The following is a 21,206-nucleotide window of genomic DNA, read 5'->3' as shown; positions in this document are numbered from 1 at the left end:
GCCTATGCAAACTGCCGCTGCCATTCCGGTTCATGCACAAAAACTGCCATCGCGGGCGCTGCGACGTTTCGCGTGGGGGGTGTTGGTCTTCTTCATTGCCAGCATTCTTTGGGGCGCGGTGGTGCGCGCTACTGGGTCTGGCGCGGGCTGCGGAGATCATTGGCCGCTGTGCAACGGGACCGTATTTCAGCAGTCGCCGACGCTGCACACAATGATCGAGTTTTCGCATCGCGTGTCTGCCGGTGCCATCGACTCGATTCTGGTGCTTGTTTTGATTGTTTGGACATGGCGCAGGACGGTCTCAGGTCACTTGGCGCGCTGGGCGGCTGGCGCGACGATCTTTTTGACTGTCACTGAAGGGGCGCTTGGTGCTGTGCTGGTGAAGTTTGGCCTTACGGCGGACAGCCGCTCACCCATGCGCGCGCCGGTTGAAGCACTGCACTTCTCGAACACGCTGCTGCTGCTGGCGGCGCTCACGCTTGTGGCGCATCTGCTTGGACGCAAGCGCGGCTATACGCGGGCAACAGTACGACTCACGGCTCCGATTGGCGCTTCGCTGGCAGTGTTAATTGTGCTTGTGGTGGGTGTGACAGGCTCTCTGGCGGCATTAGGAGATACGTTGTTTCCGGCAAGCTCGCTTGGTGCGGCTCTGACCCAGGATTTTTCTGCTACGAGCGGATGGCTGGTGCGCTGGCGGTGGACACATCCCGCCATCGCGTTTTTATCCAGCGTCTTTCTCATTTGGCTGCTGGTGCGCGCCTCGAAGAAGACAGCAAACTGGGACAACCGCGGACTTTCTGCGCTGGTGCTGGTGCTTCTGGCAGCGCAATATCTTCTCGGAGTGCTGGATGTGCTTTTGCTAGCGCCTATGTGGCTGCAGGTGGCGCATCTATTGGGTGCTGACCTGTTGTGGGCGGCGCTTGTGGTGCTGACGGCGAGGGTGACTTTAGAGCCGACGGCTGTTGGAGAAGTAAGCATCAGGGCCTGAAGGCCCATCTATGAAGCTGGATTGAGTGCCGGGGATAAATCCCCGGCCTACCTTTTCGATTTATTTCATCAGCACGCCGGCGGCGGGATACTTTGTTCCATTGACTACTGGCTCAATGACGGGCAGCTCCGGCGTAGCGGTGAGCCACTCAATCTTTCCATCGCTCAGAAGGACAGTGTCTTCCGCTTTTGCGCCGCGAATGCTTGGGTTCCAGGCGAAGGCCTGATGGTTTACAACGGTCTGTGTCCCATTCGGTGTCGCCACCCACTCGCGCTCTCCATAGCCCGTAGATCCGCCCTGATGATGTAACTGTTCGTCTCCCGCAAATCCTTGCGCTGCGTATGCGTCTTTGGCAATCCCGAATAGCTGCGCCGATGTTGCGTCTTCGCGCGTTGCGTCGAGTAGTGCTGCATTTACCTGCGCGCTTGCTTCAAAGCGAGCAGCAAGTTCTGCAGGCAGATTGCCGAAGTGAATAAAGCGTGTGATCGAAATTGCGAGTCCCCATTTGCGGGAGCAGAGATTCAACATTCCATACTGCTGCAGGCGCTTTCCGCGCGGCACGGCGTGCTTGTACTTGTAGATGCGGTCATCGACGGCGTAGAGCGCAACGGATGGCAGGATGCCGCGGCGCAGAAGATTCTCCGCTGTGATGGCCTCAAGATCGTACTCGCTCATGCCCGGTTCCACCTGATGGAGCGACTCAACCGTCGCATCCGCCGTCTGCGCGCCAAGCCAGCGGTAGCGTGCAATCTCCGTCTCGCTGAGCGATTGGCGCAGGGGATAAAGATGCACGGCTGTCAGACCTGCACTGGGCGTGTCTGAACCGATTTGCCCACCAGCAAGTTTTTGCGCCGTTGCTATGGTGTCATCGCCATACCACGGGAAGAGAACGGGCTCGAAGTCGAGCGCGCCGAATTCTTCATCGTGCAGGCGCGGTGCCTCATTTTCTGCCGTGAAGTAGTAGCGCTTGCCTTCCGCCGTGATGAGCAGGGAAGCGACGCCCGTCTCAGACGGCGTCAAGACCCGCAGCTCGACCGCGCCGCCGGTCACCCATGCCACATTTTCATTGCGGCGCAGCAGCACGCCGGCAAGCTTCTGAGCATGCAGCCATTCCACGAGCTCTTCGTGCTTCGCTTCGAGCTCCGCGTTCCATGCGGTCTCTGTCGCCAGGGTTGCGCCGCCTACTACCAATGCTTTCCTGATTCGCTCGCTCATTGCGATCCTCTTATGTGCTGTATGAAAAGGGCGTTGACGCATGCGTCAACGCCCGTGATTTTCCCAACGAACTATCAATCTTCGAGCTCGGGGTGGTAATGGCTCTCCCAGCCCATGTAACGAACTGCGGCTTCATGCACAGCCTTCGATACATCGCTGAAGTTGGCTGCAACATGATGCTCAAAGCCCTCGCGGCAGATGTACCTGAGCAGCTTCTGCAATTGCGGGATTTCGGCTACGCCTGCTCCGCCGAAGGTTTCCAGCGGATCGTCAGTGAACTTGCCGGGGCCGGTGTATCCGCGCACAACGCCGCGACGGTCATCGGTGGAGAAGCGCGCATAGCTCATCACGCCTGCCTTCACGCGGCCCACGCATGTGCCGAATGTGTTGAGCTTGCCTACTGTTCCGGCGATGATCTCCTGGTAATCCATGCGGACATCGGCGAAGAAGTGCTTGGGCAGGTTGGAGCAGTGGAAGCAGACGCACTTGTTGGGGTCGGAGCCGTAGTTGTTGTTCCAATCGAGCAGCGCAGAAGGCGTGCCGCTGGCAAGCGCGAGCATGTACATGCTCAATGTGCCGGGTACGTCTACTTCGCAGGCTGAGGGGATGAGATTTTCGCTCATCATGCTCATGACGGTGCAGGGGACTACGCCGAAGAATTCTTCCATCGAGGTCCAGCACTGCACGGCGGAGATGGTGCAATGGGTCTGCTTCATCCAGCCGTCAATGACTGCGCCGAGCTTGGCCATCTTGAGCAGCGCTTCTTCTGGAATGCCGTGGGTGGAAACATATTTCTTGATGGCAGCGAGTTTGGCCAGCGTGAGATCGTCGTTATCTTTGAGCTTTGCAATGCGGCCAAAGACCTCAGAGAGATCGAGGGTTTCCACCGAGATGCCGCTGGTTTCAAGAATTCGTTCGGAGTAGCGGACGGTATTGAAGGCCGTGGGACGCGCGCCGAGAGCACCGATCTTGAGATTCTTGAGACCCTTTACGATGCGGCAGACGGCGGAGAACCATTCGAGATCCGCTTTGAATTCCGGCGATGTGACGGCCTCTGTGTGCAGCGTGGTCAGTGAGTATGCGATGCCATACTGCATCATGTTGTTACAGGCGCTCATCTTGCCGCAGAAGCTGTCGCGGCGTACGGAGATGGTCATGTTCTCGGCGCGGTCAGGCGTGGCTTGCACCAGCACTGGCACTTTGAGGCCGGAGAGACGAATGGCGTCTACGATGCCGCGTTCTTCACCGAAGTTTGGAAGCGTGACAATGATGCCGTCAATCTCGCCAGCGTGCTTTTTGAAGAGCTCGGCACAGCGCAGGCTTTCATCGTAGGTTTCCACGGCGCCGTATTTGGACTCTTCCGGCGAGAGCACAATTGCCTTGGCGCCGGCGGCTTCAAGCATCGCGAGAATCTCTTCGCGGCCGGTCTTGGCAAGGTGATCGGGAAAGAAGCCGCGGTTGCCTACTACAACTCCAAAGGTCATTGTCCGTTGTGCTGCCATAACTATAAAAACTCCTTGTAGAAATATCGCGGTTGAGAGCTAAGCCGTGTGGCCAGGTTTGAACTTGATGCTGTAGAACAGACCCACCACCAGCATGCCTGCGCCCCACCAGAGCGGCGCGTGCAGTTCTTTCAGGACCACGTTGGCCAGTGTGCCGGTTGCGAACTCATACACCCCATAGCCAAAGATGAGAGCGCCGTAAATGGTGAGCAGCACGCCGATGAAGAACCAGATAGAGATGTTTCCCGAATGCATGTACGGCCCCCGTTTTTAGAATCGTTTACCAGAAGTAGATGTTGAGCCCGATGAAGACAACGATGGCAATGGCCGTCCAGAACCATTCATTCTTGAATAATGGAACAGGTTCTTCCGTAGGTAGTTTGGTGGCTCCGTAGGTCAGGCCATCCAGCTCCGCCTCCGGCTTTGGCTTGGTGAACAGGCTTACGATCACGTTCACGCCCATGGATACGATTACGGACCACAGAGCGCGGTACATGTTCTCGGCCATATCTTTCGCATCGGGCGAGAGCGCCACGAAGCGCAATGCCGAGGGATTGACATACACCCACGCCCACAGGCCGATCGAAGTGAGCGTACCCAGCAGGAGGCCCCAGAAGCCGCCTTCCCTGGTGGCGCGCTTCCAGAACATGCCGACAAGAACCACGCCGAGCAGCGGCGAGATGAAGAAGCTGAAGAGCGCCTGCACGTAGGCCATGATGCCGGCCGCGTTCATCACAAGGTAAGCAGTGAAGATGGAGACGACTACGCCGAGGATGGTAGCCCAGCGGCCCACGGCGACATAATGTTCATCGCGCGCGTTCTTGTTGATGAGCGGCTGGTAAATGTCATAAGTCCAGATGGCGGAGAAGGCGCTGACATTGCCGGCCATGCCGCTCATAAAGCCGGCGATGAGCGCGGTGATGCCGAGGCCCAGCAGTCCGGGGCCCATGTAACGCACCATCATCAGCGGTAATACTTCGTTGTAACTGTGCAGGCCAGGGTTGCCCTTGACCATATCTTCGCCGACGAGATGGATCAGATTGCCGTCAGGACTTTTGAGTACTACGAGTGCCAGCAAGCCGGGCAGGATCACGATGAAGGGAACAGCCATCTTGAAAAACGACCCGATCACTGGAGCCATGCGCGCCGAGCGGAGATTGTTGGCGGCGAGCACTCGCTGCACTACGAGGAAGTCCGTGGTCCAGTAACCGAAGCTGATGGCAAAACCCAGGCCAAAGACGATGCCGGTCCAGTGAATGCCCATGGGATTGTCAGAAAAGTGGCCCATGGAGCGCCACATGTGCGTGTAATCTCCCGCAGGGACCAATCCGGATTGGATATTTGCCGCCAGTTTGGCCTGGAAGCCGCTCCATCCGCCCGCCTCAACGAGGCCGAGGATTGGGACGAGCAGCGCGCCGCCCCAGATCAGAACGAATTGCAAAACCTCATTGAAGATTGCCGAGCGAAGGCCGCCGAGCGCCACGTAGGCAGCGACTGCCAGCGAGGAGACGATGATGGAGAAGCTCAGGTTCCAGCCAAGGACTACCTTCATGACCACGGCCATGGCGAACATATTGACGCCGCTCATCAGGACGGTCATGAAAGCAAAGGAGAGAGCTGCAACGACGCTTGCACCCTGGCCGTAGCGCAGCTTGAGATAACCGGGCACCGAGTGCGTTTTGCAGACGTAGTAGAAGGGCATCATCACCATGCCGAGGAAGAGCATGGCGGGAATGGCGCCGACCCAGTACCAGTGCGCGGCCAGAATGCCGTATTGATAGGCCGACCCGGCCCATCCCATTAGCTCAAGCGAGCCAAGGTTGGCGGAGACGAAACTGAGGCCGGCGATCCAGGCGGTCATCTCACGGCCGGCCATGAAGAACTCTTCGCTGGTGTTGGCCTGACCTTTCAGGTAGAAGCCGATCCAGATGACGATGACGAAGTAGATTGCGATGACGGCGATGTCGAGCCAGCCAAGATGGGCGAGCGAGGTCGTGCTAAAAGCCAGAGACTGTACGGCAGCGGTGGGCAGGCCTGCGGCAAGGGAAGTTGGGGCAAATGGGAACATTCGTCACCTAGCGATGGGACTTCCGGTCCATGAATCTGATTGGACGTTCGCCCTCAAGTAAATGGGTTTACTGCAACACTTGTCAAGCGATATCCGAGTCAATTCCGGAGAGCTTTTAAGCCGGCTTCCTGGCGTCACGAGACGCGGCGGGAAGTGTATCGCCCCAGACCCGGCATGCGCCAGTTTTGTCGTCAGCCTGGCCGAAAGACCTGTCCATTCGTGAAGAATCCTTATGCACAGGCTATTGAATTTGGCGGATTTCAGAGCTAACTTGGCTTATGGGAAATTCCACACACCTTCATCGTCACTCCGGAGACCTCCCTCCTGGCGCGCCGGCGGCGCGTGCAACGTATTCCTGTCCAGGCAATGCAGCATCAAGGAGAATCGCTCATGAATCCTTTTGTCGACTCTGTTGTAGGTAGCGCGTTATCGCGCCGGACTTTTCTTCGCTTCGCCGCAGGCGCCTCCGCCTTTCGCTACGCTGCCGGCGCATCCGCGTTGGCCACCCTGCCCATCCTTACTGAATCCCACCTTGCTCTGGCCCAGCGTCCCAATTTTGCCGATCCCAACAAGGGCATTCACATTGATGCCAATGAGAATCCGCTCGGTCCTTCTGAGGGTGCGCGGCAGGCGATTGTGGATATTGTTCCGCGCGGCGGGCGTTATCTTTTCAATCTTGAGATGGACCTTGCGCAGACATTCGCCGGCATAGAGGGACTTGATCCGGAGACCGTTAAGGTGTTTGCGGGTTCCAGCGATGCGCTGCATTACACGGTGTTGGCAAACACCAGTAAAGATCGTCCGCTGATCATTGCGGACCCCGGTTACGAAGCTCCGATTTGGGCGGCGAAGGCTGCTGGAGCGCAGGTCATCAAGGTTCCGCTGGCCGATCCCAAGGGCGCGGCCAAGCATGATGTGAAGGCGATGCTTGCTGCCTCGGCCACTCCCGGCGTGATTTACATTTGCAATCCGAACAATCCCACCGGCACGTGCACGCCGCGCGCCGATATTGAGCAAGTTATTGCCAATGCGCCGAAGGATACCGTCATCCTCATTGACGAGGCGTACATTCACCTCTGCACGGAGCCGCAGTCGCTGGATTTCGTCAAGGAAGGGAAGAATGTCATTGTTCTGCGGACCTTCTCCAAGCTCTATGGCATGGCTGGGATTCGGATGGGCTTTGCTGTTGGTCGCAAAGACCTTGTTGCCAAGTATGAGTACTTTGGCCAGAACCCGATGCCTATTACTGCCATGGCGGCAGCCAAGGCTAGCCTGACCGATAAGGACCTGGTGCCGACACGGCGCAAAATCATTGGCGACACGCGCATGGCTACACTTGCATGGCTCAAGAGCGAGGGCTATGCGGTTACACCTTCCGAGAGCAACTGCTTCATGCTCGATGTTCGCAGGCCGGGACGGCAGGTGATGGCGGGGATGGCGGCGAAGGACATCTACATTGGCCGTATCTGGCCGGCGTGGCCCACGCAGGTGCGCATCACGGTCGGTACGCATGATGAAATGATGGCGTTCCGCAAGGCGTTTACGGAGGTGATGGCGGCTCCGCCGACTTCGGCGAATCTGGAACCGCCTCGTTTGCCGGGACGATTGGCTGAGACGCCATTTACCCACATGTCTTAAACAAGACTGGTCAGCAACAAAAAAGCCTCCGCATTTGGCGGAGGCTTTTTGCTGCATAAACAGACAGCCCACGGATTCCGTGGGCTGTCTGTTTGTTTTCGTGCTTGTGGAGAGTTATCTCCCTTTGGGGGCCGGACGCGAATGCTCTGCCTGGGGCCTGGGAGTACTGTGTTGCTGCGGAGCCGGACGCGCGGTTTGTGCGGGACGCGACTGCTGCGGTGCGGGCCGTGCTGCGGGTTGGCTTGGACGAGACTCAGGGGCAGGCCGCGCCGCAGGCTGGCTTGGACGGGCTGGCTGGCTCGGACGGCCCTCGGGTGTGGGCCGTGTGGCCGGACCACCTTGGGGCCTTCCACCGTTCGGGGTTCCGGGACGAGCTTCATTGCCGGGGCGGCCTTCATTGCCTGGCCGTGCTCCACCAGCGGGACCGCGATTTTCGTTCATCGGGCGGGAAGACGCCAGATTCTGCGGACGGCCTCCGTTGGCCTTGGCGTAAGCAGTACGGTCAGCGCGAGCAGCCTGCTCATGCTGCGACTGGAAGCTGGTTGGCGCTGTGTGGCGCTCATTCATGTATGAGCGCTCCTGCGCGCTGGCCTGGTAACGAACGCCATTGGGTCCGCCGTTGAAAGCCACGCGACCGCCCCCTGGGACTATGCCCCGGTTCACAACTTCACGGTCCACATAAACGCGATTGCCGCCCCATGCCCCGCCGACGCCAACGCGCATCACGGCTGTGTTGTATGCGAAGACTCCACCGCGCCACATGCCGCCGGCAAAGCCGATGCCGCCATAGCCGAAGCCGTAATTGATGCCGCCATAGTAGCCCACGTGGGGACCCCAGTAGCCGACATGGAAGAGGTAGTTACCGCCTTCCCAACCCCAGTAGGGCGGGGTCCAAAGGGCACCCGCATAAGGCGCCGGCACCCAGCCGCCTGGCACCCAGTAATAGCCGTCAGGGCCGTACGCCCAGTAGCCGGGGGTCCACATCAATCCGGGTGTGGGGCAGATAGGCTGCACATACACGGGCAGCACAGGAGGCGCAAAGCCGACGCTGATAAAGACGCCCGCATGAGCCTGCGAAGTGGGAATCAGGGGCAGCATCAGCGCAAGCAGGAGCCAGCGTGCGGAAAAACGTAAAATTTTCATTCGAGTAGTCCTCCTAATATCCAGAGCCTGCGCGCTTTGGCAGACTATAAACTTAGAACCCTTGCAGCCTCTGGAAGTTGCAGGGGTTGTGAAAAACATTGATATTCAATGGGATAAAGCCTTCAATACCGGAAGCCAAGATTGATGCCGAGGATCGAGCGTGCCTGCAGATTCACGGGAACCGGGCCCGGACCATACGGAGGCGCAACGTAAGTTTCACCAATCATACCAGCCACCTGGCCAATGCCTACGCCGAGGCTGAAGTGCGGATTCTTGCGCTGCGTGATCCGGACGGCGTAGTCGAGCGTAGTGGGCAGCCGTCCTTCATTCACCACAAGAACCTGATTCAGGTTTACAGAGTGAGGAGGCTCCTGTAAAAATCCGGCTGCCGGAATTATGGCTGTATGGAACAGGAAGGGAATTGGAATTCCCAAGCCGCCGAATAGCCTGCCCTGGAAGCGTGTCGCCTGGCCGCCAATGCCGAGGATGGAAGCATTCGTTCCCTTAAAGCCAAAATTGGCGATAAAAGGCAGCGGAGCATGCAGCCAGGTTTTGGTAGCCACGGCGTAAATATCGCCATTGGTATAGGACTTCACCTGCTGGCCAAGAAGCCCATCGATGGCGCCCGAGACAAATTTATCTCCGGTCCGGACTACAAATCCCGCTGCAAGACCCGGAGTAAATGGCGATCCCTGTCCATCTTTAATTGCCACTACTTTGCCGTTAAAGACATTCATGCCAGCAAAGTGCCAGAGTTGGCTGAACTCTGCGCTGTCGCCCGTTTGATGCACGCTGCGTGTGTAGCCAACCTCGGCGCGGTTGCCAAAACCCTCCACGATGCTGAAGGTGTGAATGTCGCCGATCACTTTGTTTGCATTGACGAAGTAATAGCCCACCGTGGGGTGCGAAAAGATATGACCTTTGTCAGTGGGAATAACGTAAGCCGTAGGCGTAACGAAGCCGCCGGTTTGTCCTTCCAGGGTAAGGTTTTGAGATTGGAGGTGAATGCCGGCGAAACAAAAAAGCGCCGTTGCGAGGATAGCCGAGAGGGGGGAAGCTCCGATCTTTCTCACTGCGCACTCCATACAGGACGGGGGGCTGTCATCAAATCTTCACACTTCTATCACAATTGCGGTGCAATCGTCTCGTTGGACATTGGATGGTAGACTCACGCCATGCCACAGGGCTTATTCATCACGCTTGAGGGGCTCGACGGCTCCGGAAAGACCACGCAGATCAAGCGCCTGGCCTCATGGATGCGAAAGCGCGGCGCCGATCCTGTGGTAACGCGCCAGCCGGGTGGAACCGAGACCGGGGACCGCATTCGCGAGTTGCTGCTGAGTTCGCGCACGAGCGATCTGGCTCCTCTGACTGAGATGGCGCTCATGTTTGCCGATCGCGCGCAGGCGATTGCCGAAGTGATTGAGCCCGCGCTGGCCGCAGGCAAGACGGTTCTTTGCGATCGCTTCACCGATTCGACAGAGGCGTATCAGGGTGGAGGCCGTCAGCTTGGCTCAGATCTTGTGCTGGCAATGCATCAGCTCATCTGCGGAGGCCTGCAACCGGACCTGACGCTGCTTCTACTGCCTTCACTCGAACGCAGCCTCGATCGAGCGCGCCGCCGCAACGAGCGTACAGCGGCAAATGAAGGCAACGACGAGGGACGCTTTGAAGCCGAGCAGGAAGCATTTTTCTGCCGCGTCTGGGAAAAATATCGCGAGATCGCCGCACGCGACACCGAACGAGTAGTGACGATCGAGGGCGACCTCTCCATCGACGAGGTGCAGGAGCAGATCGTTGAGGCCATAACCATGCGGCTCACCCAGGCCCATAAAAAATAGGCCCCCACGCGCGGAATTAACGCGCAGAATCTATACGCCGAACGTTCGGCGCAATAACAGCAACTGGCCCAGGTGATATGCATTGTGGTCCGCAGTCAGCAACGCCTGTCGCAGAACCGTCTGCCCGCCCCCATGCGGAATTTTTGTGAACAAGTCGACGGATTCATTCGCGACCAGCTCGCACAACGCCTTCCGATCCGCCAGGAAAGCCTTCACTGTGTTGTCCCACGCTTTTGCATCCGGAGGCTCAGGATTCTTCGGCCAATACCCATCCGGAAACGCCGGTGACTCATGCCTGGGGTCGCGGGTAAATTCCAGAATGTCCCACTGTGCAATGCGCATGTGTTCAAGCAGTTGCCAGGGCGAATGCGGGCAACCGTCCGGGCGCTTGCCATGCAGCTTTTCCGGAAACCCGTTCACGGCGTCATCCAGCTCGGCATGCGCCTCGCTGCTCTCGATCACTTTCACTAGCTGTTGCCGTAACGCCGCATCCTGATTCATTGAATCATCCTCTCCGGAATTCGCGCCGGCATAAAAACTCCGGCGCGCTTCGATAAAGAGATTCCTCGTAAAAGAATCAGGATGCTTTCTTCTGCTACTTATTGTGGAATGACTTGTCCGGATGCGGCGGAGGCTGCGGAACAGGCCGCGGATCGGCCTTGATCTCCTGCTGCAGCTCTTTCAGCGCTGCATTCAACTGCGCGTCCTCTCCGGTATTTGTCGCAAGCGGCAGATTATCTACCACGATGTCCGGTTCCACTCCGCGGCCCTCGATGAGCCACTTGCCATCTGCATACACGCCCGTCTCCGCCGCCGTTGCCACGCCGTTATCGGCTTGTACGTTGCTGCCGCTTAGCCAGATCTCGCCGCCCCAAGTGCGCATGCCGATCACCTTGCCCAGCTTGAGCCGTCGGAAGCCTTCGCTGAAGGCCTCGCCATCGGAAGCAGTTTCGTGATCGCAAAGCACAACGACATGTCCGCGGAATGCATACTGCATGTTCCATGTGGGATTGCCCACGCGGCCCTGGAAGTAGAACCATGCCTGCCGAAGCAACCTCTCCAGCAGCCACGGATCAATATTGCCGCCGTGGTTGTGGCGCATGTCAATAATCAGACCCTGACGATCGAAGACTGGATAGAATTCGCGCGCCCACTGGTTGATGTCTCCAGAGCCCATCGCCTGCAGATGCACATAGCCAATGGTTCCGTTAGACTGCTTATCTACCGTAGTGCGCCGCGTGTACTCCCACTCGGAGTAACGCATATTCGAATCTTCATTCGCTGAAATCGGCACGGCAATCACATCGCGCGCTTCGCCCTTATCGTTCTTCACATGCAGCAGCACCTGCGTTCCGGCCTTGCCGCGAAGCAGTACGCGTTCATCCGGCACGCTCAGCGCATCTGTGCCGTCGATGCCGGTAATCACTTCGCCTTCCTTCACCGTCGATTCAGGCTTGGCCAGCGGAGGGGCCTGGTTTGGCAAGTCGGGATCGTACGCGTAGACATGTTCCACCACATAGCCGCCGGCCTTTTCATCGCGCCTCAAGCGCGCTCCAAGCGTGGCCACGTCAATATGGTCGCTGGGCTTTCGCGCATCTCCGCCGGATACAAACGTGTGCAGGGCCGACAATTCAGAGACCATCTGCGCAATTACAGCGTTCAGCTCATCACGATCCGACACACGATCCACGAGCGGAAGATAACGGTCGCGCATCGCCGGCCAATTCACGCCTTGCATGTTGCGGTCATAGAAGTAATCGCGCTCCAGACGCCACGCATCCAGAAAGAGACCGTGAAACTCTTCGCGTGGATTTGTGGTGATGCTCCAGCGTGAAAGATCGATGCCCGACTTTGCCTTAGCGCCGTTTCCATCCTTGACGTCGGCATCGAAGATATAGAAGTTGGCGCCCTGCGCCACCAGCATCTTCTTACGGTCCTGCGAAATTTCAAAATTGCCTGCATCACGCAGAACCGTATCCGGCTCATCACCCTTGTTGGCGATATCCAGGCATTGCACCGAGACATGCTCATCGAGCGCGCTGATAAAGCAAAGCCGCTTGTCGGTCAGCTGCAGATTGCCGTAATTGCCCGCATGAACGGGAACTTCAGTTACCCGCGCCGCAACATCGGTAAAGTCGATCTTGACTTCAACCTTCTTCTCGTCTTTCTTATCGTCCTTTTTGTCATCTTTCTTATCGTCGTCGGATTTCTTGTCGTCTTTCTTATCCGCAGAAGCTTTATCGTCCTGCTTCTTATCGTCCTTCTTTTCCTCTGGCTTCTTCTCGTCCTTGTTGTCGATGTCCTTGCCGTCTTTATGCAGTTCATCGTCTGGCAGAAAAGGCGAGCGCAGCCCTGTCGTCAACGCCAGTTGATAAATCTTTACCGTGCGATCAAAATGCGGCTCTGGCGCGCGCGGTCCCCAGGGCGCAGGCACCGTGGTCTCAAGTGACCGGTCGGAGAGGAAATAAAGCCACTTGCCGTCGCTGCTCCATTGCGGATTGCCGCTGTTGTAGCGGTCAGAGGTAATGGTCTCGATCTTGCTGGAATCAACGTTGAGAATCTTGATCTGTTGGAAAGAATTGTTCGCTGTCTCCGAGTAGGCCAGCCATTTTGAATCCGGCGACCAGCTCACATCGCCGAAGTCTCCGTTCATTGACTGCGCGATGCGTTTTTCCTGCTTGGCCTTGACATCGTAGAGCCATAGCTCCTGGTCCTTATTCCAGTGCGCCAGCGAGCGACCATCCGGTGAGGGAAATCCATCCCACCGCAGAACCTTTGCGTCGCGCGTCCACTGCTCGGGCGCACCCACGCCGTTTGCCGGATACTTCCAGAACTCCGTCTCGCCGCTCTCTGTCGAAAGCGCCACAATCGACTTTCCATCGGGCAGAAAGCGCGCCTCGCGATAGCGCACAGCCGAGTTGGAAGCCACCTTCACAATGCGCCCCGGCTTGGCCGGAATCACATAGACCTCGCCACGCGCCGTGAAAACGGCACTCGATCCATCCGGCGAAAGATGCACCTCCGTCAGGTAGTCGGTCGGCTTCTTTACCCAGTGCTCGCGCATCTGGTCAAAGTCGGACTGAAGGGTAACCGGAATGGCATGCTCGCTGCCCGTAGCAGAATCCAGGAGCCAGAGATCAGCGCCCGAAGCGTAAACAATATGGCCATCCGAGAGCGATGCCGCCTGCACGTCGAAGACCTTCTGATGGCTCTCCTGCTTCAAATGCTTGCCGTCCGTATCCATCGACCAGACATTCATAATGCCGTCGCGGTCGGAGAGAAAATACACGCGGTCTTTCCAGAACATCGGGTGCGCGGAGGTGCCTTCGAAATCCGCTGTGAGCGGAACGGCCTCATGCTCGCCATCAAACTTCCAGATACTCTCGGCGAATCCGCCCTTGTAGCGCTTCGTCTCGCTCCACTGCTTTGTCCAGCGGGTAAAGAAGAGCGTCTTGCCATCGCCGGAATAGGCTCCTTCAGCCGCTTCAGCCAGCGGAAGAATCTCGCGCTTGCCCTGCGCGTCAACCAGTGCCAACCTGTTGCCGGGCAGCGTGGAGTAACGCTCCGTGGAGATCAGCAGCTTGCCATCCGGTGACCATCCGGCCGGTTGCACCGAACCCTCCCAGGTGCGCCGCTCGGGCAATCCGCCCGTAATGGGCATGGTGTAGATCTCACTTGGCCCCTCGTAATTGGCCAGAAACGCCACTGTCCTCCCGTCGGGAGAAATAGTCGCCATCTGCTCCGTGCCGGGTGCGGTAGTCAGCCGTTGCGCTGTACCGCCATGAATGCCAACGGTCCACAGATCGCCTTCGGAGGTGAAAACGATCGTCTCGCCATGCACCGCTGGATAACGGTAGTAGCCTCGGTGCGTATGTTCCGCGCCTGTGTCAGGAGCGTTTTGTGCAAGTATTGGGGCTGTGAAAACAAGGCAAAGAGCAGCAAGGGCTGCGGCTCGGGCAAACGAGAGCTGGAAGGGCATCAAGCCTCCGGAAGTTTCTGAGTTGAGAGTGCGGAATGCCTCAGCTTCGTTGCAGAGAGCGAGACCTTCGCTTTAGCAGGCTTTTTTGAATCTGCGTTGAAAGAATACTACGTCAGGCTTTACTCTGCGGCGATCCTGTCCAGCAGAACTTGCAGAGATTTTTGCGCGTCCGTCAGTGCAACTCGGTTCCCATCCAGCCGGCTGATCATAAGTGCTCCTTCAAGCGAGGCAATGATCGTATTCGCGATCTCTCGTGGAACGGTCTCCGTTTTTATTTCACCGTTACGGATTCCATCGCCGATGACTTTGATCAGCCGCATTCTCCAGTCACGCAGAGCTTCGTGGACCAGTCCGCGCAGGGTGGGATTGTCGTCGTCTGAATCAATTGCCGTGTTCATCAGCGGACAGCCTCCCGGCATACTGGATGGTTTTTCGACGAACCGTTTTACCAGCGATCTCAGTAACGCGAGCGCGCCGTGCCCGCCGTCCACATGTTCGATACGTAGTTTGACGGACTGTCTAAGCGAGTACCGAAGCGCTTCAGCCGCAAGCTCTTCCTTGCCGGAGAAATGCCTGTAGAGCCCGCCTTTTTCCAGACCCGTGGCCTCCATCACATCCTGCATGGAGGTTCCCTCGTAGCCGCGCCGATTAAAGATAGGCGCTGCCGCGGCAACAATCATCTGCCGGGTCGTCTCGCCTTTCCTCGCCATCTCTGCTCCTCTAAATCTTTCGAATACAAAAATCGCATCCGAAACCGCCTCACGGAATCTGATTCATCCTGAGACCGAATGGTCTCAAATTTCAAGCAGCTTCGGATTTCGCATGGCGGCCACCGCTACCGCTGCTCCACCTGCTCCGCTGCGCCTGACCGTTGCGCGCCCTGTTATCAATCCGTGGGTCATTGCGCTCACGGTCACGCCGATCGCCGCCCCGCTGGTGCCGATGACGAGGCGATTCCATATTGGTGGCGGACCGGCCGGTGGGCACTGAGGCACCGGGCCTGTTTATGGCACAATAAGTAGATGGGCCAATGGCTCATCTACTCTCAGGCATGAAAGCTACTCGATACAGAAGCGCGTGGATTTGGCTTGCGGTCGCCGTGGTGGCCGTTGCCACAGTGGCACGCGCAGAAGCCGGTGCGGCAAACTCCGCGGCATTCGCGCATCCTGTCTTCGAGTTTCTCTCCGGGCATTCAAATTCCAGCGCATTTACTCCGCGCGGCGTTCCGCGGCTGCTGAAGAACTGGTCTTCTCGCCAGGCTTACTCTGCTGCTCGCAACTCCAGCGATAGCCTGATGCAGGCCATGCTGCCGGTGCTGTTCATCGGTCTGATCGCGCCGCTGGGTTTTCTTGCTTTTCGAACAGATTTCTCTCGTTGTTATCTGGCATCGCCAGCTCTTCCTTCCTCCTTCCAGCGTCCTCCGCCTGTCTCGCTCGCCTGATTTTTCTTCAGGTTCGCAGCACTGTTCCTGGGCCCACGAAAGAGCCCAGGCCAGACTCCCTCAGAGCGCGGAATTTACGCAGAAATACGGAGCAACACGTGGTTTTCGATAAGGTACTGACAAAAATTTTCGGCACAGCCAATGAGCGTGTCGTTAAACGGCTTGTGCCCATTGTGGCGCAGATCAATGCACTGGAAGAGAGCGTTCAGAAACTCTCCGATGAGCAGCTTCGCGGCAAGACTGCCGAATTCAAATCGCGCGTCGCCGCCCGCATTGCCGGGCTCACTGATCCGGAGGCCATCAAGGCTGCTGAGAATGCCGCGCTCAATGAGGTGCTTCCGGAGGCCTTCGCTGTAGTTCGCGAAGCTGGCTGGCGCTCCGTCAAAATGCGTCACTTCGATGTCCAGTTGATCGGCGGCATGGTGTTGCACTCGGGCAAAATCTCCGAGATGAAGACTGGCGAAGGAAAAACCCTCGTCGCTACGCTCTCCTGTTATCTGAACGCACTTGCCGGTAAAGGCGTCCACGTCGTCACCGTCAACGACTACCTTGCCAAGCGCGACGCTGAATGGATGGGAAAGATCTACGAATTTCTCGGCCTCACTGTCGGCGTCATTGTGCATGACTTGAGCGATGAGCAACGCCGCAACGCCTACGCCTCTGATATCACCTATGGCACTAACAACGAATTCGGCTTTGATTACCTGCGCGACAACATGAAGTTCGATATCAAGGACTGCGTGCAGCGTGGGCACTACTACAGCATTGTCGATGAAGTTGACTCGATCCTGATTGACGAAGCACGTACTCCGCTGATCATCTCCGGTCCCACTGACGTGACCTCCGATCAATATGTCCGCGTTCGCAAGATCATGCCTGAGCTCAAGCTCGGTGAAGAAGTGGAGTGGAGCGACCACAAGCGTCAGGAGCAGCTCGGAATCTCACTTGGCGAAGGCGAAAAGTATCTGAGCGGCGATTACGTCGTGGATGAAAAGCACCGCACCATCGGCGTCACAGACGATGGCTGGATCACTATTGAGAAGCATCTCGGCATCGACAACATTGCTGACGCCGAAAACTGGGATCTCAAGCACTACGTGGAAAACGCCATCAAGGCGGATGCGCTTTACCGCCGCGACGTGGAATACGTTGTCAAGGACGGCGAAGTTATCATCGTTGATACCTTCACTGGCCGCCTCATGCCGGGTCGCCGTTGGAGTGATGGTCTGCACCAATCCATTGAGGCCAAAGAAGGCGTCAATATACGCAAGGAAGATCAGACCCTTGCCACCATTACCTTCCAGAACTACTTCCGCCTCTACCAAAAGCTCAGCGGCATGACCGGAACAGCAGAAACTGAAGCAGCCGAGTTTGAAAAAATCTACAAGCTTGAGATCGTGGTCATTCCTACCAACAAGCCGATGCTCCGCCTTGAAAATCCGGATGTTGTCTACCGAACGGAGAAAGAAAAATACACCGCCGTGGCGGACAGTATTGCCGAACTGAGCGAAACAGGCCAGCCGGTTCTGGTCGGCACCACTTCGATTGAGAAATCGGAACGCCTTTCGAATATTCTGCAGCGCAAGGGTGTGCGCCACGTTGTGCTGAACGCAAAGTTCCACGAGCGCGAAGCGGAGATCGTGGCGCAGGCCGGCCGCTTCGGCATGGTCACCATTGCGACGAATATGGCGGGTCGCGGCACGGATATTCTGCTTGGCGGTAACGCGGACTTCATGACTCGTCAGCAACTCGTCAAGCAGGGGCACGCCCGCGCGATCAGCGTGGCTGAGGGAACCATTAATCCCATGGCCCCCGCGGGTTTTCAGCGCTTTTACTATCAGGGGCAGGAGTTCGAGGTCTCTGAGCCTGACTGGACAGAGGTCAACAGCATCCATGCCGCCGCCGCGGATGCCGAGCGGGAAAAAGTCCGCGCGTCAGGCGGTCTCTTCATCCTCGGCACAGAGCGTCATGAGTCTCGCCGCATTGACAACCAGCTTCGGGGTCGCGCCGGACGCCAGGGTGACCCAGGCGCGTCGCGCTTTTTCCTCTCGCTTGAAGACGATCTCATGCGCATCTTCGCCAAGCAGTGGATTTCCACACTGCTTGAGCGCCTTGGTATGGAAGAAGGCGTGCCCATCGAGTCGCGCATGATCTCCAAGCGCATCGAAGGCGCGCAGAAGGCTGTCGAAGCTCAAAACTTTGAGTCACGCAAGCATCTGCTTGAGTACGACGACGTGATGAACAAGCAGCGCGAAGCCGTCTATGGCCTGCGCCACAAGCTTCTTGAGGGCGTCGACCAGAGCGAGCTCGTGCAGGATGACTACGTCAGCGGAATTCTGAGCGGCGCATTGGATGAATTCGCGCCTGAAAATGAACATCCGGACAAGTGGAATGTGAAGGGTCTCGAAGAGAAGGTCATAGGCCAGTTCGGACTCAGCCTTAGCGCTGCAGGCATCAACGTTGCCGAACTCAATCGCCACGAGCTGGGCGATACCATCTACGAGCGGCTCAAGCAGGAATACGAAGCGAAGGAAAAGATTCTCGGCCCCGAGACGATGCGCTATCACGAGCGCATGGTCATGCTCAGCGTCATTGATGGGCTCTGGAAGGATCACCTGCTCTCGATGGATCATTTGAAGGAGGGCATCGGTCTGCGCGGCTACGCGCAGCAAGATCCGCTCGTGGCTTACAAGCGCGAGTCCTTCGACATGTTTGAGAGCATGATGCAGCGCTTTCAGGAAGACACGGTGCGCTTCCTCTTCCGCATGCAGATCATCGATGAGAGCGGTCAGCCGGTGCAGGCTGTGCCGCAGCCCAGCAAGCCTGTTCCTCCCGCGCCGCCTGTGGCCAGTGCTGTCATCGATGCGGCTCCTGCGCCTCGCGAACTTGCGGTCGCGTCGATACCCGTGCCTACGCGCGCACCGCAAACTACCATTGACGCACTCGAAAAGGAATTTGCTCGCAAGAAGGAACGAGAACTAAAAGCCGCCCAGATGGCCGGCGGATCCGCAGCCAGCGCGCCTAGCCAGCGCCGCACGGGAGAAAAAGTAGGCCGCAATGATCCCTGCCCCTGTGGCTCAGGCAAGAAGTACAAGAAATGCCACGGCGTGGAGGCGTAAGCGGCGCCATATTAAAAGGCGCCTCAGTGGCGCCTTTTAAATATGGCAAATACGCTCAGTTTCTATTGCATTGTGAAGTTGATTTCGACGGTAATAACCGATACGCCGTCACCGGGAACAAATTTCCACTTGCGGACTGCATCCTCAGCGGCACCGGCCAGCAGGCGGTTTCCACTCGTAGCCTTGGCATCGGTAACTTTGCCTTCCGCATCCACGGTGACTTGAACGCTGACAGATCCGGAGATCTTCATGCGCTTGGCGAGCTCCGGATAAACCGGAGCAACGCGCGTCTTGATAGCGCGTTCATCGGCGCGAGCGGTAACCGCCGAGGCGGCCAGAAGAATCAGGAAGGCAACGCGGGCAAACCGGCTGCTCAAGTGTTGCCGGAAATTCAGAAAAGTTGAGGCGAGTGATTTCCTCATTGGAGTCCTCGAGCGCGGAGGCGCATCTCTCCGCTTTATCGGCAGAACGCAGCCGCACATGAGAGGAATTTCAGGTGAAGAGGCGGGAGAAACTGCGCAGTTCAGTGTGCTGCGGCGGACGCGTGAACTGCTTCAAAGGTCAGATCTGAGGCAATGGAATTGTTCTTTGCCCGCCACTGATTAAAGAGTCTGCCGTAGCTGGCGGTAATGTATTCAGTCGGCTCAACTCCCAGTGCCGCAGCTATACGGTCAATCCACTCTGGCTCACCCTCAAGCTCGGCAAAGCTGCCGATTGGGGTCTCATCCACCACGCAATGTCCGTTGCCATCGCTCCACTCGCTGCGCCATTTCTCGTATCGAAAGGCGGCAGCCAGTCCAAGCGAGCGAAAAATCTCCGCCAGTGCCGCTCCATCCGCAACTGCGGTCTCAGTCTCAATGCGATGCTTATGCCGGTCTTCCCCAGGACCAGACTCCGGCAGCCGCTTGTGGGTCAATACAGTCCGTCCCGCGTAGGTGCGAATGCGGAGAATCTCGGTTCTCGCGCGCATCTGCCGGTCAGCAGTGTCATAGAGAATGTTGCTCTCAAATGCACGCGGTGTTTCGCAGTGAAATCCGGCCTCCTCAAGCCGACGGCTGAACTGCTCCGCGTCAGTGATGCGGAATTTTACTTCGGTCTCCACTGCGATCATGCAAAAAGTATACGCCGGGCCTACTCGCGGGCCAGTTCATTCCAGAACAGAGACCCGGCCGCCGGCGGACGGGCCGGGTGAAAGAAAAGCCTGGATCAGGAGGGTTTTCCCAGCATCGAATCCACCATCTTCGTTGCCACCGCTGAGGCCGGAACATTGTAAGTTCCAGCAGCCAGCGCCTGTTGTACGGCAGTAACCTTCTCCATACGCACATCGCCATCCGGAGAGGATTGAGAAACTCCCGCGCCTGCCGCGCTCACCGTCGCTCGGTCTGTGTTCTGCATGGTTTGACTATTTTTGTCTGCGCTCCGCGGCGCCGTTTCCGGTTGGTTGCTCACTGGGGCGGGATTGCTGATCGTATTCAATCCACTAAGAGAGTTACGAATTTCCACGGTCTTTCTCCTCAATGGCTTTATCGGCTTGGGCGCACCCGTCTGCACGGCACGACGGTGCAAAATTAGATGTTACTAAGAGGGGACCTTGATAGCGTATACAAATGCAATGTGCAAGAGTCGGCAAAACACCACAAACCAAATCACTTGGAAGTCCGGATCGCAAGCTATGTTGTTACCTGCCCCGTGTCGAACAGAGCTAAACTCGTCTTGCTGATGCTCAGTGGAAAGATGCTTGGCGAGGCAGGGCTCGAACCCGCACCCCCGGCTTAGAAGGCCTAACCAATGACCTTTCTATTGTTAGAGCATCTCTCCTCTTGCTGTCGAGCGACCCCAGCCTGGCCGCAAAAACAAATACGCGGCGAGGGTGGGGCATCCGAACTTTATGCCTTCGGGAGAGATGCTCTCATGTTGCGGCCTGGGGCTGCGGCGTCTGAGGATTTGCCGGAGCTACTTTCGCTTTTTGTTTTCCCTGCAAGGTTGTTTTTTGAAGAGCGGGGAATTATGCCGCTATGTGATTATTTTTGTGTAATTTACCGATGATTTACGGTGTTTACTAATTGATTATCATGAACGGTTACTTTTGAGGGGACACCCTCGAAAAAAAAATTTCTGGACTGCCTTGAAAGAGCTACGGCCCGAATCCTTTTTGGGATTCGGGCCGTGGCTTTTTCTTCTGCTAATTCTGAGTAAAGCATAAATGGGGTTAATTGCATGCAAAGTTTCTGAAGGAGGTGGGGTTACGAAAGGGTGGTGGACTTTGGTAATG

The 21,206-nt window shown here is 57.3% G+C and carries 18 protein-coding genes; 5 read left to right on the top strand and 13 right to left on the bottom strand.

Translation table 11 applies throughout. The features are described 5' to 3' along the window. The first annotated feature begins 4 nt into the window (after positions 1-4). The gene (locus ABSG47_RS07790; protein WP_424168556.1) at positions 5-988 is read left to right on the top strand and encodes a COX15/CtaA family protein; all 984 of its coding nucleotides are present in this window, start codon (positions 5-7) and stop codon (positions 986-988) included. Positions 989-1,048: 60 nt separating this feature from the next. Here ABSG47_RS07790 and ABSG47_RS07785 read toward each other — a convergent pair whose 3' ends face one another. The 4 genes from ABSG47_RS07785 to ABSG47_RS07770 all read right to left on the bottom strand — a co-directional run bounded on the left by ABSG47_RS07785 (position 1,049) and on the right by ABSG47_RS07770 (position 5,773). Then, a complete protein-coding gene (locus ABSG47_RS07785; RefSeq protein WP_424168554.1) occupies positions 1,049-2,203 on the bottom strand; it encodes a M24 family metallopeptidase in 1,155 nt (384 codons plus the stop codon). Between the two features lie 74 nt (positions 2,204-2,277). Beyond that, the gene (locus tag ABSG47_RS07780) at positions 2,278-3,705 is read right to left on the bottom strand and encodes an L-fucose/L-arabinose isomerase family protein (RefSeq protein WP_424168552.1); all 1,428 of its coding nucleotides are present in this window, start codon (positions 3,703-3,705) and stop codon (positions 2,278-2,280) included. A gap of 39 nt (positions 3,706-3,744) precedes the next feature. Further along, entirely contained in the window at positions 3,745-3,960 is a 216-nt protein-coding gene (locus tag ABSG47_RS07775) for a hypothetical protein (protein ID WP_058185996.1), read from the bottom strand. 25 nt (positions 3,961-3,985) lie between these two features. Then, positions 3,986-5,773, bottom strand: a complete 1,788-nt coding sequence (locus ABSG47_RS07770; protein WP_424168550.1) for a sodium:solute symporter family protein — start codon at positions 5,771-5,773, stop codon at positions 3,986-3,988. A 390-nt stretch (positions 5,774-6,163) separates the two neighbouring features. On the opposite strand from ABSG47_RS07770, the gene ABSG47_RS07765 reads away from it, so the two are divergent. Next, positions 6,164-7,411: a pyridoxal phosphate-dependent aminotransferase gene (locus ABSG47_RS07765; RefSeq protein ID WP_424168548.1), complete on the top strand. Its 1,248-nt coding sequence runs from the start codon at positions 6,164-6,166 to the stop codon at positions 7,409-7,411. Positions 7,412-7,525: 114 nt separating this feature from the next. On the opposite strand, the gene ABSG47_RS07760 is transcribed toward ABSG47_RS07765, so the two are convergent. Further along, positions 7,526-8,554: a YXWGXW repeat-containing protein gene (locus tag ABSG47_RS07760; RefSeq protein ID WP_424168546.1), complete on the bottom strand. Its 1,029-nt coding sequence runs from the start codon at positions 8,552-8,554 to the stop codon at positions 7,526-7,528. 122 nt (positions 8,555-8,676) lie between these two features. Continuing rightward, the gene (locus tag ABSG47_RS07755; protein WP_424168544.1) at positions 8,677-9,627 is read right to left on the bottom strand and encodes a hypothetical protein; all 951 of its coding nucleotides are present in this window, start codon (positions 9,625-9,627) and stop codon (positions 8,677-8,679) included. Positions 9,628-9,729: 102 nt separating this feature from the next. Here ABSG47_RS07755 and tmk point away from each other — a divergent pair, with 102 nt between their 5' ends. Beyond that, the gene (gene tmk / locus ABSG47_RS07750) at positions 9,730-10,395 is read left to right on the top strand and encodes a dTMP kinase (protein WP_424168542.1); all 666 of its coding nucleotides are present in this window, start codon (positions 9,730-9,732) and stop codon (positions 10,393-10,395) included. 30 nt (positions 10,396-10,425) lie between these two features. On the opposite strand, the gene ABSG47_RS07745 is transcribed toward tmk, so the two are convergent. The 4 genes from ABSG47_RS07745 to ABSG47_RS07730 all read right to left on the bottom strand — a co-directional run bounded on the left by ABSG47_RS07745 (position 10,426) and on the right by ABSG47_RS07730 (position 15,369). Continuing rightward, positions 10,426-10,896 carry a DinB family protein gene (locus ABSG47_RS07745; RefSeq protein ID WP_424168540.1) on the bottom strand — a complete coding sequence of 157 codons (471 nt, stop codon included), beginning with the start codon at positions 10,894-10,896 and terminating at the stop codon, positions 10,426-10,428. 94 nt (positions 10,897-10,990) lie between these two features. Then, positions 10,991-14,374, bottom strand: coding sequence for a S41 family peptidase (locus tag ABSG47_RS07740; RefSeq protein WP_424168538.1), 3,384 nt, complete (start codon positions 14,372-14,374; stop codon positions 10,991-10,993). 119 nt (positions 14,375-14,493) lie between these two features. Continuing rightward, positions 14,494-15,084, bottom strand: coding sequence for a TetR/AcrR family transcriptional regulator (locus ABSG47_RS07735; protein WP_424168536.1), 591 nt, complete (start codon positions 15,082-15,084; stop codon positions 14,494-14,496). A gap of 84 nt (positions 15,085-15,168) precedes the next feature. Beyond that, positions 15,169-15,369, bottom strand: coding sequence for a hypothetical protein (locus tag ABSG47_RS07730; RefSeq protein WP_424168534.1), 201 nt, complete (start codon positions 15,367-15,369; stop codon positions 15,169-15,171). 35 nt (positions 15,370-15,404) lie between these two features. Here ABSG47_RS07730 and ABSG47_RS07725 point away from each other — a divergent pair, with 35 nt between their 5' ends. Continuing rightward, positions 15,405-15,815 (top strand): hypothetical protein, encoded by a 411-nt coding sequence (locus tag ABSG47_RS07725; RefSeq protein ID WP_424168532.1) that lies wholly within the window; start codon positions 15,405-15,407, stop codon positions 15,813-15,815. Positions 15,816-15,913: 98 nt separating this feature from the next. Next, a complete protein-coding gene (secA, locus tag ABSG47_RS07720) occupies positions 15,914-18,934 on the top strand; it encodes a preprotein translocase subunit SecA (RefSeq protein ID WP_424168530.1) in 3,021 nt (1,006 codons plus the stop codon). Positions 18,935-18,996: 62 nt separating this feature from the next. Here secA and ABSG47_RS07715 read toward each other — a convergent pair whose 3' ends face one another. From ABSG47_RS07715 to flgM, 3 genes are all read right to left on the bottom strand, one after another. After that, positions 18,997-19,356 carry an energy transducer TonB gene (locus ABSG47_RS07715; protein WP_424168528.1) on the bottom strand — a complete coding sequence of 120 codons (360 nt, stop codon included), beginning with the start codon at positions 19,354-19,356 and terminating at the stop codon, positions 18,997-18,999. A gap of 101 nt (positions 19,357-19,457) precedes the next feature. Next, complete coding sequence (locus tag ABSG47_RS07710) at positions 19,458-20,045, bottom strand: class IV adenylate cyclase (RefSeq protein WP_424168526.1); 588 nt, start codon at positions 20,043-20,045, stop codon at positions 19,458-19,460. A gap of 95 nt (positions 20,046-20,140) precedes the next feature. Next, on the bottom strand, positions 20,141-20,437 hold the full coding sequence (gene flgM / locus ABSG47_RS07705; RefSeq protein WP_424168524.1) for a flagellar biosynthesis anti-sigma factor FlgM: 297 nt from the start codon (positions 20,435-20,437) through the stop codon (positions 20,141-20,143). Positions 20,438-21,206 lie beyond the last annotated feature (769 nt).

Origin of the sequence: Occallatibacter sp., assembly GCF_049510455.1 — a bacterium.
Classification (GTDB): domain Bacteria; phylum Acidobacteriota; class Terriglobia; order Terriglobales; family Acidobacteriaceae; genus Telmatobacter.
Note: the sequence above shows the minus strand (reverse complement) of the source record. Positions and strands in the feature narration are given on the sequence as shown.